Genomic DNA, 15,620 nt, shown 5'->3' with positions numbered 1-15,620 from the left:
ATCCAAGAATTAAACAATTAGCCTTTTATTTTCGGTTCAATTTTACAGCGAATTAACCATGGACCACGTTAGCTTTCCTTTATAATCTCCCGCTGGTATACCTTTTGGAGCTGTTAATTGCCATGACTTAGGACCGACCAACGCAGTTAAATCAGTAACTCGATCATAATAACCTGACAAACCATCATTGGATCCCGAAGTCGGCGTAATAGTCGAAATTTTAGTATTATTATTTGAAATTGGTGTTGAATTATATGACAAAGATGATGTCTCCCCAGCCTTGGCGGCTAAATCACTCGTATAAGAGACACAAACATCAATGTTAGAATCCGTACTATTTTGAAAGAAACTATTAACTTTCAATTTACCGGTTGTCGTTTTATTAGCTAACTTTTGTCCAGTATTCACGGCTTTACCAAAATCAATTGCCGTGGGTACACTTTTAAAATACGCAAAATCTTGTCGCATGATTGTTAACTTATTTGGATCAGAAACCAAGTCATTACCAGAAGTTAAAGTTCCATGAGCATCAACTGTTTGGCTTAATGATTTGTAGCTACTACTATGCTTATCATCTGGAGATTTGCCCGCAACCCCTGTAATTGTTACCGTGAATTGATCTCCTGCTTTAAAAGGCATCCCATCACGCTTCGTCACGTTCACTTGCGAAGGCCAAGTTGCTCCTGATGCCTGTTGGTAAGTAGCTTTTAAAGAGCTAGTAGTTGAATCATCATCAGCCATTGCGGCAGCTACGTAACCAATTCCCGTCAAGCCTGCGCTAACGCTAGGCACAAAATGAATTGCAGAGATAGTATCAGTACTATCAGCAGCTATTTTATAATGAACATAAAAATCAATCGTATCTCCCGGAACATAATAATTTGTAGGTAAATTGCGCGTACGATCTAAAGCCGTTTGCGTTAATTGTGCATCATATGTCGACTTTGACAAAGGAATAGTGATTTCCGTCCCCGAAACATTTGTAGTAGGGTTACCATCTAACTTTTGCTCCACCGCAGACATTTGTGGTGTCGTTGTTAATGATGAACCATTAACAGTCTGTGATATAGTACCAGAAAAAGTCACAGTTGCTGTTTGGTTATCTTTTAAATTAATCGCGTCTGCTGAACTTAATTGGAGACCACGATTAGCCTCATTATAATTCAATGACTTCTCGTTACCGTTAACGTCTTTCAATTTAAAGCTCTTAGGGTTCACATTCACTCCCTCAGGTACTAAATTAGATAAATTAGTTGTTTGATACTCACTATCCTTACCGTCGTTTCCTAGATTAACAGTAAAGTCAAGTTGATTTTGGGGATAATTCTTGCCATCAGCCCGTGATGCGTTTCGCCAAGTTTCTGTAATTTTCGGTATTGAATAAGAGCTAGTCGTCATTCCGATATCGACCGCATAATGTTTCGTTTGTCCAACTGACAGATTAGTCTGTGGCCACAATAAAGAATAGGCAGAATCAGGATATGAGCCATCACTAGCTTGTGGAAGTAATTCCGTACCAGACGGATAATTATAAACTTCTTGACCGGTAACATTTGATAGAGCAGTTCCCTTAAAAATTGCAGATTTACTCAAATTAGTACTAATACCAGTAGAATTATAATTAAATTCATCCAAATAGTATTCTGCAGCCCAATGTGCTGGTCCATTAATTAGATCAGTATTAACATTCAAGCGATGTTTCAGTGATTCAAAATACATCCCTCGATTATTGCCTAATGCATAAATTGGTACATGATCAGGAGAATAAATGCAAGTACTTCCATTATAAACAAATTCATTCTCTAATTCTGTGTCCTCATGGTCACCAATAAAGTAACTGTGCGATGTAGACGAAATATTTTTCATATATAGTGCTTGTGTCACACCACCATTGGAATACGGCGAACGTTGTAATATCTCTTCAAATTCCAATGAATCACTATAATACCCCATGACTTTGACCGCTTGAACTGCTCCACGACTATCTTTAGATACAAAATAAGTTAACTGGCTACCCCATAGTAACGAAGTGTAATTTTCTGAGGAAAACAAAATAGTATAATCACTACTGGAACTAGGTCCTGTGTTATTACCATAAAAAAAAGCTTGAATATTTTTGGGCGAACCATCAGTATTTACACCATCCTGTAAGAAAATATTAGCTTTTCTACAATACAAGCTTTGCGCAGAAAAACTAGTAGCGGACCAACTTCCAAAAGTAAACCCCATCTTTATCGACTTGCCTTGAACAGTTACCGGATTAGTATAACCAATTTCCATGTTATCTTGAGCAGGTGACCAGTTTAAGCCATCATCAATATCCGTTGCTTGCGGTGGATTTAGCGTTAAATTACTGACAGTCAGCACTGGCTTTTTTAATAATTGCTCATCAGGCAACTCCACAGAGTCCACAGACTTCATTAGAGATACTGGTTGTTCTTTAGCCCAGACCTGTTGTACTCTCCAAGTCATTGCTATCGGGATCAACGTTAAAATTATCAGTTGCACAGCTAATCTTAAAGCATAGTTTCCATTAACTTTTTGAGACATTAATTTCTCCCAACTTTAAATCTTACCAACAATTAGTTACTCAAATAGACTTTTTAATAACGTTTAATTTTAAATTTAGATTTATAACTTTTTATGTAAAAACAATTAGCAAAATACTACCGCTTTAATTGATCAAAATTCAATACTTATAAATGTAACTCATGCAGCCATGTGATTAATCGATCAATTTTCAGATAAATTATAACGCCTATCCATAATTAATTTCAAATATTTTTTTAATTTTTCTAATAATCATATTTTGAATAAAAACCATAAGTTTTTTATCAATTAAACTTAAAGCACAAAAAAAGGCTAATTGCTTAATCCAAGAATTAAACAATTAGCCTTTTATTTTCGGTTCAATTTTACAGCGAATTAACCATGGACCACGTTAGCTTTCCTTTATAATCTCCCGCTAAAGCATTACGCTGCGCATGTAATTGCCACTGGTTAGCTCCCACTAAATCAGTCAAATCAATCCCACGTTCATTAATGCCAATACTATTACCAGAACTAGGCGTAATCTTGGCCACCTTAATACCGCTGCTTAAAACCGGCTGTTCTTGATATGCTAATAACGACGTTCCTTGTGGTATTAAGCCAACCGAGCCGTTTGTTAATCTTTGACTACCAGTATTATCATAAGCCACTCGGATCTCATAACCTTGAGCGGTCGCATTTTGAAAATAGCTATTAACTTTTAACGCTCCCTTGGTAGCACGATTAGTTACGGATTGCCCTGCATTCACGACCTTACCAAAATCAATCGTCGTCGGTATCTCAGTAAAATAAGCGAAATTCGCACGCTGCAATGTTAATATTGGCGCGTTAACAGTATTTCCTTGCCCAGAATTGAGAGGTGCTGAAGCATTGACATTATGTTGTAAAGTTTGATAACTACTATTATGTGCTCCAGATAAATCCCCCACGGCTACACCAGTAATTGTTAAACGCAAGTGATCGCCCGCTTTGAAAGTTTCCCTGCTACGTTTTTTAACTACAATTGTTTGCGGCCAATTGGCATTTGTCTGATCTGTCATATAAGTAGTTACTAAATCAGTATTATTAATGCCGTCGCTCGCAAAAACATAATTAGCAAACTTCAAACCAGCACTGGCTTGTGTTGTAAAGACTAGCTGTGATGCCGTGGCCGTACTATCCGCAGCAATCTGATAGTCTAAATAAAAATCAATCGTATCTCCGGGAACATAATAATTGGTTGGTAAACTGCGCGTACGATCCACCGCGGTTTGCGTTAAATTGGCAGAAAAAGTTAATTTTTCAACTGGAATACTCAAAGTGGAACCATAAAAATCACTGGTTGGATGACTACTTAAATTCTGTTCTATGGCTGTCGCCTTAGGCGTCGTACTTAAAGTTGTTCCATTAGCACTCGTATTAATTGTCCCCAGAAAAGTAATCTTTGCCTTTTGGTTATCCTTGAGTACAATTGCATCAGCAGGGCTCAATTGCAGTCCTCGATTAGCAATATTATAAGCAACCGTTTTGTCCTGACCATTGGCGTAAGTAATTTTAGCACTTGTAACTTGGAAATCAGTGGGGAGCAAATTACTTAAGTTGGTGGTTTGATAAGCACTCGCAAAACCATCATTACCTAAAGTCACATCAAACTCAATTTGATCTTGGGGATAATTTTTGCCATCACTCCGGGAAACGTTGCGCCAAGTTTCTGTCAACCATGGTTTAGAATACGCACTAGCATTAATTCCCAGATCAACGGCATAATGCTTGGTTTGACCAACCGCCAAATTAGTTACTGGCCACAGCAGAGCATACGCTGAATCGGGATAGGAACCGCCACTTTTTGGTAATAACTCAGAGCCAGCAGGATAACTACCAACCTCTTGACCAGTAGCATTGGCTAAACTACTGCCCTTAAACACGGCAGTGCCATAAGCAAAAGTACTGACTCCACTCGTATTGCACTTGATATAATCGCCATAAAAACCTGCTAGCCAATGCGTAGGACCATCAGTGACATCAGTATTAATATTTAAGCGATGATTTGGCGACTGGATATACATGCCCCGGTTATCCCCCAAGGCATAAACCGGTACCCGGTCACTAACATAAGAGCCAATCTGATCTTCATTTTCTAACTTCGTATCTTCCCCTTCAGCTACCACATAATTTTGTAACGTCGTGGAAACATTTTTAACATACAATTCCTGAGCTACGCCACCATCTGAGTAACGAGAAGTCCGCAACACTTCTTCCACTTCCAAAGTCCCAGAACGTAAGTATCCCATAATCTTAACTGCCTGGACTCTTCCACTGGCATCTTTAGAAACAAAATACGTCAAATTAGACATTGTTTGTAAAACTCCCCCTGTTTGGCCAATTGAGGTCGTCGTACTATCTAATAAGGCATAATCAACACTGGTACTGGGACCAATACTGACACCACCATAGAAAGCTTGAATATTGTTGGGAGTTCCGTTATCTTTTTGACCATCATGTAAGAAGATATTGGCCTTGCGGCTAGCAGTTAATTGACCCGAAATCGTAAGATCACCCCAACCACCAAAGGTAAAACCCATATTGACACTTTTACCTTGATTATTCGTAACAGCAGACGTTTGGCCGAGCTCAATCCGGTTTTGAGCCGGCGACCAAGTCAAGCCATCATCAATATCTGTAGCTTGTGGCGGATTAACTGCCAAATTACTGACAGTAATGGTCGGCGCCTGTAAAACTTGATTATTCGGTAACGTAACTGACCCCACTTGTTTGACCAGCGGGGCAGTCACATCATTGGGATCAGCATTAACATTATTAACGTGTAGTTGCAAAATCAAAGCCCAACTAAATAATAAAATTACTATTGATAAAATTTTATCGTTACGCATTAGCCTCACTATCCATAATATATTTTAGAAAATATTTATTCAAAATATAATTATCAAAATTACAGCAGCAGTTATACTTTTATCGATAATAAAACGCCTACAGATGGGGATTACATCAGTTTTTTGTCAGTATCATTTGTTAGAGTATACCATGAATCACGAATTTTGTTGAGTAATATATTCATTATATCTAATATATTTTTATATTTAATAAATATAAAAATATTTAGATTTAATTACTAATTATTCTTTTTAATGCAAAATATTAAAGCAAAACCATTATTATGCAACATTTACATTAATTCATTGGCTTTTCTAAAGCACAAAAAAACGACTGTGGCTTCTTTGAACCATCAGTCGTCTTATTTAACTCTTAAATTTTAAGCTTGTTGCTCATACCAACGCCATTTACTTTGAATAATCTTCTCACATAAATCAGGATAACTAATCCCCACGGCGGCCGCTTCACGCGGAATCAAGGAGCGCGGCGTCATGCCCGGCAGTGAGTTAGCTTCCATGACGTAAGCCCCTTCTTCACTTACCAAGAAATCAATGCGCCCATAATTTTGCATATCTAAGGCCGCAAAAGTTTGGCGCGTCAACTTTTCTAAAACTTGCGCTGTTTCATGATCCAACTCGGGTGGTGTAATGAATTGCGTTTGGTTATTGTCTTGGAACTTATGCTGAAAATCATACCAACCAGTCGTCACCACAATCTCCACGGGTGGCAAAACTTCGCCATCAATAATGGCCACCGAAAATTCGCGCCCTTGGATGTACTTCTCAATCAAAGCTTCCTCGTCAAATAAAAAGGAATCCTCTAAGCTCGCCGCCAAATCCGCATATTCGCGCACAATGTGCGTACCTACACTCGAACCACCATTAGCCGGTTTTACCACAACTGGAAAACCAAACGGAATGTCCGCTGGAGCAATTTGCGTGGTTTTGGTCGTTATATAAGGTGCCGTAGGAATTTGATTTTGCACAAAAACTTCCTTAGAAAACTTCTTATTCATTGCCAGACCGGAAGCTAAGGGACCGCTACCCGTGTAACGAATATCAAAGACATCTAACACGGCTTGGACTTTGCCATTTTCGCCATCTTCACCGTGCAAACCAAGATAAACCAAGTCAGCAGCTTGGCAAATCTTGAGTACGTTTTTGCCAAGTAAGCCACGCGTACCATCCGTGCGCAAAGCATTAATCTTTTCATCTGTGAGCACTTCATCATCAATCACTAACTTGGTCTCATCCGCTAATTGCGTCGTGAAAAGATCTTCAACCTTCTGATTGGCCGCTAGTTCTTGGCCCAAGAAAGAATCCACCAAAGCTACAAAGTAGCCTTTAGAGCGTAAAGCATTGGTAATTTTGACACCAGACGATAGTGAAACATTGCGTTCAGTGCTGCGGCCACCGGCCAAAACAACTATTTTCATTTGTTTAACTCCTTTAATTAAATTGAAGTTCATTTATCGGTCGTACTTAGAACCTTGAGTATAACACATTTAATTAAAGAACCAATAGAAAATCGTTCCTCCTGGTAGCTATCTACCACTGAAATGTTTAGCAATAGTAACTCCAAGCAGCATAAATTCTAACAATTTTCTGCTAATCATTGACCGAATAAGTTTGTCATTACATAAGTACTCTTTGCGCGAAAGTAGTCAGTAATTTGTTAAGTTGTTATAATAATCCTAGATCCCCATGAGGAGGAAAACATCATGAAATTACGAACACGTTTATTAACCTTATTGACTGTGTTAGTTGGTGGCTGGTGGCTAACGACGACCACCACCCAAGCGGACAATAATTGGGACACCCCGGTGATGACCTTAGGAACTTCATTGTCCAACGCCCAAAAGCAAGGAACGATTGACGTTTTATCGAATCAAATTCAAAATAAAAACTTTCAACAAATCACCGTCACCGGTGCCACGTTAGTGCAATACCTCAATCCGGCAGGCGATAACTTCACGGAGCAATCAGGCGTTTGGTCCTCGGCTTTAATTGAAAAGACCAGCCGTGGTTCGGGCATTAACGTCCAAATTTTAAAATATGACGGTCACAATAACATCACCACGATTACTGCTAATCAATACCGTAATGCGGCTTTAACCGCCGGGATTAGCGACGCTAACATCTACGTCACTTCGGCCACTCCGATTGATGGTTCGGGTGCCTTAGCTGGTGTTTACGCCGCGTTTGCCCAAAATGGCCAACAACTCAATGAGAATCAAGTCGCCGCAGCGCAAAATGAAATGGGAACGTTAAGCCAAATTAGCCAACAAAATAAGGGTCAACAAGGCTATAGTGATACCCAACTCAACAACGCGATTGCGCAAGCTAAGAGTCAAATGGCCAAGATTGGGAATAACGTGACAGTTAATCAAATCACCAATATCGTCAACAACACGATTCAAAATAATAATCTGCAAAACATTATTACTGATAATCAGAAACAAAAAATCATTAACTTATTGGTTCAAATTCGGGATTCCGGTGCTTTAAAAAATGGCAACTTTCGCCAGCAGGCCAATAAATTAAGTTCGGATATCAAAAGTCATGCCCAAGATTTATTTAACAAAGTCAATACTCCCCAAAATCAAGGCTTCTTACAGCAATTGTGGACTAAAATCGTCAACTTCTTTCAAAATTTGTTTTAATTGATATGTCAAAAGGCTAGGTATCAGTCAGCAAGACAGCGACTTTGATCCTAGCCTTTTTTATTAACTTAATTATCTTCATGATTAAATAAGCGGTTTTTATAATAAGTGAAAAATGATTCCCGACCGGTGATAATGGAACCTTGTCCCGCCATGCCATAATGTAAATTAGTAATTTGTGCTGCTGGGACTTTTGCCAATGCTTCAACGACATAATAATTACTCTTACCCACAGTCACCGGCGCGACACTAATGGTTTTAATGCGTCCGCTCAAGACAATGGGGGTCGGCACATTGCGACTGATTTTAACTCGTAATATTTGCTGGCGCCGTACGGTTGAAATATCATTGGGCGCAACATAAGCCTGCAATTTGAGTGGTTTTTGGACCGTCAACGGTGGATAAATTTGGGCCAACGGATTGCCCGTGCCCACCAATTTATTACGCTGATTGGGATTTAACACGTGAACGATCCCCGTAATCGGTGCTTTAACTTTCAAATCATGCGTGGAATCTTGAACTTCTTTGAGTTTTAAATTATTCTGACTTTGCTTTTGTTTCAGATCTATTTGTTGTTGAGAACAGGACCTCAATTGTTCCGCTTGTAAACTAGCTAATTTTTGCTGATTAGTTGCCACATCGTATTGACTACTATCAAAATCGCTTAACTCTAATTTTTGCTGAGTCGTCGCTTGAATGCTGTCTTGCAACTGGTCAATTTGTTGCTGAATATTGGTTAAAGCATCTGCTTGCGCAGTGCTCGGATCTTGGGTTTGTTTGGCTGTGAGATAAGCTGTATATAAATAACGATAAGTGGAATTGCCCGGATCAGAGCCTTGCTTAATCGCTTGGGCAATATTTTGATAAGCAGCCAATTTGGTTTGCGCCGTTTGTAAACTAGTATTTAAATTCGCGATCAACTTATTCTTTTTGGCAGTATTCGTTTGGGACTTTTGTTGTAACAACTCATTTTCCAAGAGATATACTTGGCGTTGATTTTGATAACTGTGATACAAATCCTCATAACCAAATTGATCCGTCTGGGCAAACAAATCTTGATTTTGCTGCAGGCTATTATTCAAAGTGGTGAGTGCCGTTAACTGTTGTTGAAATAACTGTTGTTGTTGCCGTAATAAAGTCAACTGATGCTTTAAAGATTGGGACTGATAAGTGACCAATAGCTGCCCCTTATGAACGTGTTGTCCTTCTTTTAAATAATCATGCGTAATTTGATTATTACTCGTCGATTGTAAAATGGAAACTGCTTTGCCCGAGGCGACTTGACTAGGCGCCTTAATCGTAATTTCACGTTGGCCAATCAAAGAAAATAAAATTACTAACACAATCAAAATGGCCACCGGCACAATTAATAATGTCGAAAAGTTATTAAAGCGCGCATGATAAAATTCACTACTCTCTAATTGAGACTCATCCATTTAAACCACCTCCCGTTGCGTTTAATAAGCGGAAGTATTCGCCTTGTTGGGCGACTAATTCTTGGTGCGTTCCTTGTTCAATTAATTGGCCCTGTTTTAAAACGACAATGTTATTGGTTTTTTCCGCAATTGCTAAGCGGTGGGCGATAAAAATCACCGTTTGTGGCAATTTTAAGAGTGCCGCCACCAACTTAGCTTCCGTAATAGCATCTAGCCCACTGGTTGATTCGTCAAAAATCAAAACTTGCGCCGGTGATAATAGTGCCCGTGCAATTGTTAAGCGTTGCTTTTGCCCGCCAGATAAAATATCGCCATTTTCATCAAGTTTGGTTTCATATTGTAAGGACATGTGTTCAATGTCGGATTGAATTTGCGCCACCGCACAAGCTTGGCGAATGTCTTCAAACGTAACCCCCGGGCGATTGCCTAATTTGAGATTCTCCAAAATCGTCCCCGAAAAAACATACGGATCTTGTGGTACATAGACAATCTGGTGCCGCAAAGCGGTTTTATCAATTTCTTGGACGTTATGATCATTAATCAACACTTGTCCTTTGGTCGGTTCAAAAAAATCAACTAATAGTTTGACCATGGTGGACTTGCCCGAGCCACTCATCCCCACGATTGTTAACTTGGAACCCGCTTGAATTGTTAAATTGATTTGGTGCAAAACGTCTTGACCGTAACCATAGCGGTAGCTCACATTTCGCAATTCTAAATCACCATGCAACAGTTCCTGTTCTTTCAGCGGACGTTCTTGATTAAACTCCGATTCCACCAAATATATTTCGTTGAGTCGATTATTAGCTACCTTGGCACTTTGAAGTTTGGGTTGCAGGTTCACAATATTTTGCAACGGATTGGTAAAATAAGTCAGTAATGCGTTAAAGGTCATTAATTGGCCGACTGTCAGCACATTTTTGACCACCAAATTGGACCCCACCCATAAAACCACGACGCCGAGGCCCAATTGCACAAAGAGCTTGAAGGCTTGTTGTAATTGATCAGCTTTGGTATATTTTAAATTTTTTTTGAGTAAATCCACAAATGCATGATCAACTTTTTGATAACTCTGTTCTTCGCTCGATAGTGACTTGATCGTTTCAATTCCGTGCAAATCTTCAATAATGGAAGAATCTAACACTGCACTACTTTCCATTTGCTTGCGATTCAAGGTTTCAAACGGTTTATTAAACGCCCAAATAATTACGATATAAATCGGCAACGCAATTAATGTAATTAAAAATAACGTCCCGTTTTGCAGCGTTAAAACTGTCCCCATAATAACCACGATGGTTAAATCTAAGCCAATCGAAATTATGGAACTCGCTAGCGCATCAATAATTTTGTTGGCGTCATTAAACCGCGAAATAATATCGCCTGTTTTGCGCGTGGTAAAAAACGACATCGGCAATTCAAAAATATGGCGCACATAGCCTAAAATAATCTCAATTGATAGTCGCTGACCTAAAATTGCCAGTAAAAAATTTTGTGCATACGAAAAAATCGCCTGAAAGATGTAAGCCACTACTAACCCCAGTGCAATAATTGATAAGGTGTGAATCATATTGTTGGGAATATATGTATCAATTAAACTTTGGAGAAAATACGATCCCAAAATACTGATTAACGTCACTAATAGTGCGGCTAAAATAATGTTGACTAATAATTTTTTTTGCTTGAAAATTACGGGCAAGAATTGTGCCAACGAATTTTTTTGTTGGTCTTTCACCGGCTGATAGGTCGGCTTGGGCGCAAAAAACAAACTCACCCCCGTCCACTCTTGGTTAAACTGCTCGTAAGTCATCTTTGTAACACCAACATCGGGATCGGGATCAGCAATCAACACGCCTTTCTGTTCTGCCTTGAGCACGACATAATAATGTTCCAGGGCTTCATCTTTCACGACATGCGCAATAAACGGATATGGGACATCCTTCATTTGAAATAACGAAGCATCAGCTTGCACGGCTTGAACTTCCAAGTCAAAATGTTCCGCGGCCTTTTTTAAGCCAAGGGCTGTGGTGCCTTCATTCGTTGTCTTAGTAAAAGTGCGCAAACGCGCTAAGGAAAATTCCGAACCATAATTTTTCAAAATCATGGCTAGAGCTGCAACACCACAATCTTCTTCATCAACTTGAGGAATATAAAGTTTTTTGGGATTCATCAACACACTCCAACTTGTCTTTAAATTAAGCTAAATAATAATTTAGCAGATTCTAGACATTCATTAAAATGAAAAATCTACTAATATACTTAATGTAAAACCATTTTTCTCAAAGTACAAGCTATCTGTGACAGACATTATTACCTAGGAAATATTAATGACAAATAACTTAAACAGTAAAATATTTTAAATCCATAATATAATTTTGAAAGACGCTTTAAAAGCTACTATAAAAACATCTTAAAAGTCGTTATAAAAAAGAAGATTTTGAAAAAGTATATAATTTGCCATTGAACTTGGGTGAATCGTAAACCGGAGCGTGATTTACATATTAAGCCAGATTGGTTATTGATGCTGGTTCACAAGTAGAGCTTTTCAGATAATTAAATACATTAAAAATCCTGCCTAGCTAACAAGCTAAGTAGGATTTATCAATTGCAGTAAAATTACAAAATCAAAAATAAACTAATACTAAAAATAATGTATACGACCGTTTTGCCAATGTTTGTCCAATAAAATTTTGTTTTGTTATCAGCTTTAATTGAAGTGTGGGCAACTTTAGTTTTCCAAAATAAAGCTGTCCAAATTACGGCACCAATAATGTAGACACCAATTAGGACTACGAACAAAATATGATAATTGCTTTCCGACAAATGGGCTACATTTCTCTGCAAAATGACATTGCCTAAACAAATTGCTAAAGTCCATAACATTAAATTAACGAAATCAGAATTTTTCTTAGAATGGATTGTTTGCTTCATCTCCATGCCAACGCCAGTAAAGGCACCATCTTTTTGAGCCATTTATTACTTCCTTCTAATAATAAAGTTATAACAGTCTCTAATTTTTATTTTTTAGCACCTTTGATGTCGACCTTCATGAAGAAAATTAGCAATTTGCATGACTGATGAATATACAATCCAGATAACTAGTAGAATTAATAATAAGTTGCCAACCGTTTCTAATGGAATTTTTAAATTAAAAAATGGTTGTGTCAAACTATGCAATGAAAGTATCACCAACACAATATTGAAGACGATTTCTATAAAAAATTTAGTACGTTGCTTCATCAAAATCACTCCAAATTTTTATTCAGGTAAATATGGTTGTAAACCAGTCAACTTTTGCCGGAAATTTTGTTGATCATAAACATAGTCAATTGATAAATCAATCGTAATAGTTTGCGAATTTTTTAAAGTTAACGTTAAATTAATTGGATTCTTAGCAGCCAGCATTCCTGGCAAGAAAGCCCCGTAAGCAGTGGAAACTGGCAGTGGCAAATTAACATCAGTAAATTTATCATGGCGCCCTTGAATTTGATAAGATGCTATCTCATCAATTGCAACACTTTGTGGTTTTTTAAAAGGCAATAAAACTAAGGAAATTCGCTCACCAAAGCTAGCTGTAGGATAATAATAAATTCTTTGCTCATCAACTTGTAAATAACCATCTAACGTGGCAACTTTCCGCGTATAATTTAAAATCATCAAAATAAAAACTACTACAAATACTGCGACACCTAAACCCACGTTCCAAACCGATCCAACAAACAAGCCAAACACTGCACCTATTAACAAACTCATTATTAATGGACGATATAACGGTTTACGACCAAAAGTTAACATGATTTAACTCCCCCTGTAAAATAGCATTTTATTATACGCTTACATTTAAAGACTTTTTCTTCAATTTAACAAGCTTCAGTTCGCAGACACCACTTATTTGGGGCAATATTTCCCTGGAAATATTTGGCTCAGCTGAAAAATTTGTAATATAATTAAAACATTGTTTATTAAGTCAAAACTTAGGGGTACAAACAATGAATATTGGCGAAAAAATCAAATTTTACCGTCAACAACAAGGATTAACTCAAGCGCAACTGGGACAAAAAATTATGGTTTCTCGCAAAACTATTTCTGGCTGGGAGAACAACCATAGTATTCCCGACATTAACATTCTCATCAATTTATGCGATATCTTTCAGACGAGCTTAGATGATTTAATTCGTAATGATCCCCAAGTATTAGATCATTATGAACAGCAAGAAAAGAAACTATCACGTTTCAAGCATTTAAAACTATACATTTATTGGCTACTGCCAATATTATTAGGACTAAACTATTTTAAATTTTTTGGAACGATTCCTCAGGTACGCTTTGTTTTTACAACAATGGTCGTGATTTTGATATTTTATCTTTACCTTTTTGATGATTGGCAAAGATTCCAACAACACCGCCTACTGTTCCGTCTCATGATCTCTAGTATATTGGCATTCATTTTCAACCTTTTAATTTTGTTATTTAACCAACATATTATTAATACTTTTTCAACTAACCACGTCTTCGATTTGGGCCTGTGCATTGGTATTTTACTAATGACTCTTATCAATACTTGTTACTTAATTATGATTTTTAATTTGTATCCTACAAAATATTACTCAAAATCGTAGACAAGTTTAAAAAACAAACATTTGCTGACTGCCATTTGTGAACGTTAATCATTGAAAAATAGACGTTAAAAACAAGCCGACCTTTTCTAAAAAATATTTATTAAAATAAAAGTTGTAAGTTACAACGACTTACGTCAATAAAAATAGTTGATGGAAAGGAGTACAACCAATGAATAACTTTCAGATTATTGATAATATTAAACTGCAAAGTGTTACTGGTGGTGGTAAAGCTGATTATAACTTTGGTTACGGCATTGGCCACGGTCTACACAAGGGATGTAATGGCGTTAGTTCTTGGCTTCATAAACATTTATAAAAATACAAGTAGATGATAAATTTGCTATGAATAAGATGGCTCAACTTCCAAAAATTGATAATTCCAAATTGAACAGCGTTATTGGTGGTAAAATTTACAGTCAAGTCCGAGATACAGCATGGGCGTTATTGACGGCTGGAAAGGCGAAGCATTTTTTTCGCTTTTTTATTTAGTAAAGTAACAAGCTACCCAAAAATAACGAGGAGTCAATAAATATTGAAAAAAGTTTTAATTTTAATTTTTAAATTATTTTTTATTTTTATAGTTTTTATAGCTGCCCAAGTCCCATCAATGGCAGAGACTTTTTGGAATAATGAAAATAAATATCATTATAGTTTAGCAAATCACACATTATTATTTGTTATTTCCAGTATCGTAGTCGTCAGCTTTACTTATGGGCTTTATCGTTGGATCACTGGCACTAAGATATCAGAACAAAAACTAACGCTGCGTAATTTATTATTTGCCCTAGCTTTAGCTATAAGCTCACAATTAGCTCAATTAATCATCACTTACTTGACAAATACCAGTGATCGCCAGAATAACTACGAAATTATTGAAGTTCTAACTTCTAAAACTCCTTTAATAATAATCACCTTAATTAGCTTAATCATCATTTCACCTATCTTGGAAGAGTTAATTTTTCAAGGCATGTTCCAAGGTGGGCTCTTAAAAAAACTAAATTCCATCTTAAATATCACACTAGTGTCCATAATCTTTACTTTTGTTCATGGCTATTCTTTATCGTGGTCATCATTTGAATTATTGATATCAACGTTATCCTACGCAATTACTTATTACCCAACTAAAGATATTAAAATGGCAATCGCGTGTCATAGTATCTCCAATTTGATAACAATGTGCACAATGTTTTAACGATATAATTAAAATCTAGAAAATTAAATATCCAAATTCTGACTAATAACACTACAATTTCAAAAAATTAATTGTGGTGTTATTTGAGTTTCTATTATTACTGATATCATCTGAGCAATTTGACTATCTCGCACGCTTTTCTAAAAGATACGTTGGCTTTTGCAACATTGATAAAATAGGCGTTGATGTTAATCAAAAAATAATTGAAATAAAAAACACCTGAATATGTTTAATCCAAAATTTTCTAGCTTACAAACTTTAATTCAAGAATTCAAGATTGGAGGATCAACATT

Annotated in this window: 11 protein-coding genes and 1 pseudogene; 5 read left to right on the top strand and 7 right to left on the bottom strand. The window is 37.1% G+C overall.

From position 1 onward, the window contains the following. Window positions 1-42 precede the first annotated feature (42 nt). From AC3B6Y_RS04855 to AC3B6Y_RS04845, 3 genes are all read right to left on the bottom strand, one after another. Window positions 43-2,550 carry a hypothetical protein gene (locus AC3B6Y_RS04855; RefSeq protein ID WP_489790557.1) on the bottom strand — a complete coding sequence of 836 codons (2,508 nt, stop codon included), beginning with the start codon at window positions 2,548-2,550 and terminating at the stop codon, window positions 43-45. 365 nt (window positions 2,551-2,915) lie between these two features. After that, window positions 2,916-5,420: a hypothetical protein gene (locus AC3B6Y_RS04850; protein WP_489790555.1), complete on the bottom strand. Its 2,505-nt coding sequence runs from the start codon at window positions 5,418-5,420 to the stop codon at window positions 2,916-2,918. A gap of 380 nt (window positions 5,421-5,800) precedes the next feature. Next, on the bottom strand, window positions 5,801-6,856 hold the full coding sequence (locus AC3B6Y_RS04845) for a D-alanine--D-alanine ligase family protein (RefSeq protein WP_489790554.1): 1,056 nt from the start codon (window positions 6,854-6,856) through the stop codon (window positions 5,801-5,803). Between the two features lie 285 nt (window positions 6,857-7,141). Here AC3B6Y_RS04845 and AC3B6Y_RS04840 point away from each other — a divergent pair, with 285 nt between their 5' ends. Then, the gene (locus tag AC3B6Y_RS04840) at window positions 7,142-8,083 is read left to right on the top strand and encodes a DUF1002 domain-containing protein (RefSeq protein ID WP_489790552.1); all 942 of its coding nucleotides are present in this window, start codon (window positions 7,142-7,144) and stop codon (window positions 8,081-8,083) included. A 68-nt stretch (window positions 8,084-8,151) separates the two neighbouring features. Here the strand turns inward: AC3B6Y_RS04840 and AC3B6Y_RS04835 are convergent, their stop codons facing one another. After that, entirely contained in the window at window positions 8,152-9,519 is a 1,368-nt protein-coding gene (locus AC3B6Y_RS04835) for a bacteriocin secretion accessory protein (protein ID WP_489790551.1), read from the bottom strand. After that, a complete protein-coding gene (locus tag AC3B6Y_RS04830; RefSeq protein ID WP_489790549.1) occupies window positions 9,512-11,686 on the bottom strand; it encodes a peptide cleavage/export ABC transporter in 2,175 nt (724 codons plus the stop codon). The genes AC3B6Y_RS04835 and AC3B6Y_RS04830 overlap by 8 nt, the downstream gene beginning before the upstream one ends. Window positions 11,687-11,923: 237 nt before the next feature. Between AC3B6Y_RS04830 and AC3B6Y_RS04825 the strand changes: the two are divergent. Next, window positions 11,924-12,040: pseudogene (locus AC3B6Y_RS04825) on the top strand (type II toxin-antitoxin system mRNA interferase toxin, RelE/StbE family); the annotation flags it as partial. Between the two features lie 92 nt (window positions 12,041-12,132). Here AC3B6Y_RS04825 and AC3B6Y_RS04820 read toward each other — a convergent pair. Both AC3B6Y_RS04820 and AC3B6Y_RS04815 read right to left on the bottom strand, forming a co-directional pair. Next, window positions 12,133-12,489 carry a hypothetical protein gene (locus AC3B6Y_RS04820; protein WP_489790547.1) on the bottom strand — a complete coding sequence of 119 codons (357 nt, stop codon included), beginning with the start codon at window positions 12,487-12,489 and terminating at the stop codon, window positions 12,133-12,135. A 285-nt stretch (window positions 12,490-12,774) separates the two neighbouring features. Beyond that, the gene (locus AC3B6Y_RS04815; protein ID WP_489790545.1) at window positions 12,775-13,311 is read right to left on the bottom strand and encodes a hypothetical protein; all 537 of its coding nucleotides are present in this window, start codon (window positions 13,309-13,311) and stop codon (window positions 12,775-12,777) included. A 194-nt stretch (window positions 13,312-13,505) separates the two neighbouring features. Between AC3B6Y_RS04815 and AC3B6Y_RS04810 the strand changes: the two genes are divergently transcribed. The 3 genes from AC3B6Y_RS04810 (at window position 13,506) to AC3B6Y_RS04800 (ending at window position 15,327) form a co-directional block, all read left to right on the top strand. Continuing rightward, window positions 13,506-14,135 (top strand): helix-turn-helix domain-containing protein, encoded by a 630-nt coding sequence (locus AC3B6Y_RS04810; RefSeq protein WP_489769297.1) that lies wholly within the window; start codon window positions 13,506-13,508, stop codon window positions 14,133-14,135. A gap of 169 nt (window positions 14,136-14,304) precedes the next feature. Continuing rightward, entirely contained in the window at window positions 14,305-14,451 is a 147-nt protein-coding gene (locus tag AC3B6Y_RS04805; RefSeq protein ID WP_489790543.1) for a hypothetical protein, read from the top strand. 216 nt (window positions 14,452-14,667) lie between these two features. After that, window positions 14,668-15,327 (top strand): CPBP family intramembrane glutamic endopeptidase, encoded by a 660-nt coding sequence (locus AC3B6Y_RS04800; RefSeq protein ID WP_489790542.1) that lies wholly within the window; start codon window positions 14,668-14,670, stop codon window positions 15,325-15,327. The last annotated feature ends 293 nt before the right edge of the window (window positions 15,328-15,620 follow it).

It is taken from the genome of Bombilactobacillus sp. ESL1092, from assembly GCF_058107465.1.
The sequence above is the reverse complement of the archived record's forward strand: the minus strand, read 5'-3'. Positions and strand labels throughout refer to the sequence as shown.

Excerpts from the sequence above, each read along its gene's own strand:
- AC3B6Y_RS04805 (WP_489790543.1), top strand. The coding sequence starts at position 14,305 with ATGAATAACTTTCAGATTATTGATAATATTAAACTGCAAAGTGTTACT.
- AC3B6Y_RS04840 (WP_489790552.1), top strand. The coding sequence starts at position 7,142 with ATGAAATTACGAACACGTTTATTAACCTTATTGACTGTGTTAGTTGGT.
- AC3B6Y_RS04850 (WP_489790555.1), bottom strand. The coding sequence starts at position 5,420 with ATGCGTAACGATAAAATTTTATCAATAGTAATTTTATTATTTAGTTGG.
- AC3B6Y_RS04845 (WP_489790554.1), bottom strand. The coding sequence starts at position 6,856 with ATGAAAATAGTTGTTTTGGCCGGTGGCCGCAGCACTGAACGCAATGTT.
- AC3B6Y_RS04815 (WP_489790545.1), bottom strand. The coding sequence starts at position 13,311 with ATGTTAACTTTTGGTCGTAAACCGTTATATCGTCCATTAATAATGAGT.
- AC3B6Y_RS04810 (WP_489769297.1), top strand. The coding sequence starts at position 13,506 with ATGAATATTGGCGAAAAAATCAAATTTTACCGTCAACAACAAGGATTA.
- AC3B6Y_RS04820 (WP_489790547.1), bottom strand. The coding sequence starts at position 12,489 with ATGGCTCAAAAAGATGGTGCCTTTACTGGCGTTGGCATGGAGATGAAG.
- AC3B6Y_RS04835 (WP_489790551.1), bottom strand. The coding sequence starts at position 9,519 with ATGGATGAGTCTCAATTAGAGAGTAGTGAATTTTATCATGCGCGCTTT.
- AC3B6Y_RS04830 (WP_489790549.1), bottom strand. The coding sequence starts at position 11,686 with ATGAATCCCAAAAAACTTTATATTCCTCAAGTTGATGAAGAAGATTGT.
- AC3B6Y_RS04855 (WP_489790557.1), bottom strand. The coding sequence starts at position 2,550 with ATGTCTCAAAAAGTTAATGGAAACTATGCTTTAAGATTAGCTGTGCAA.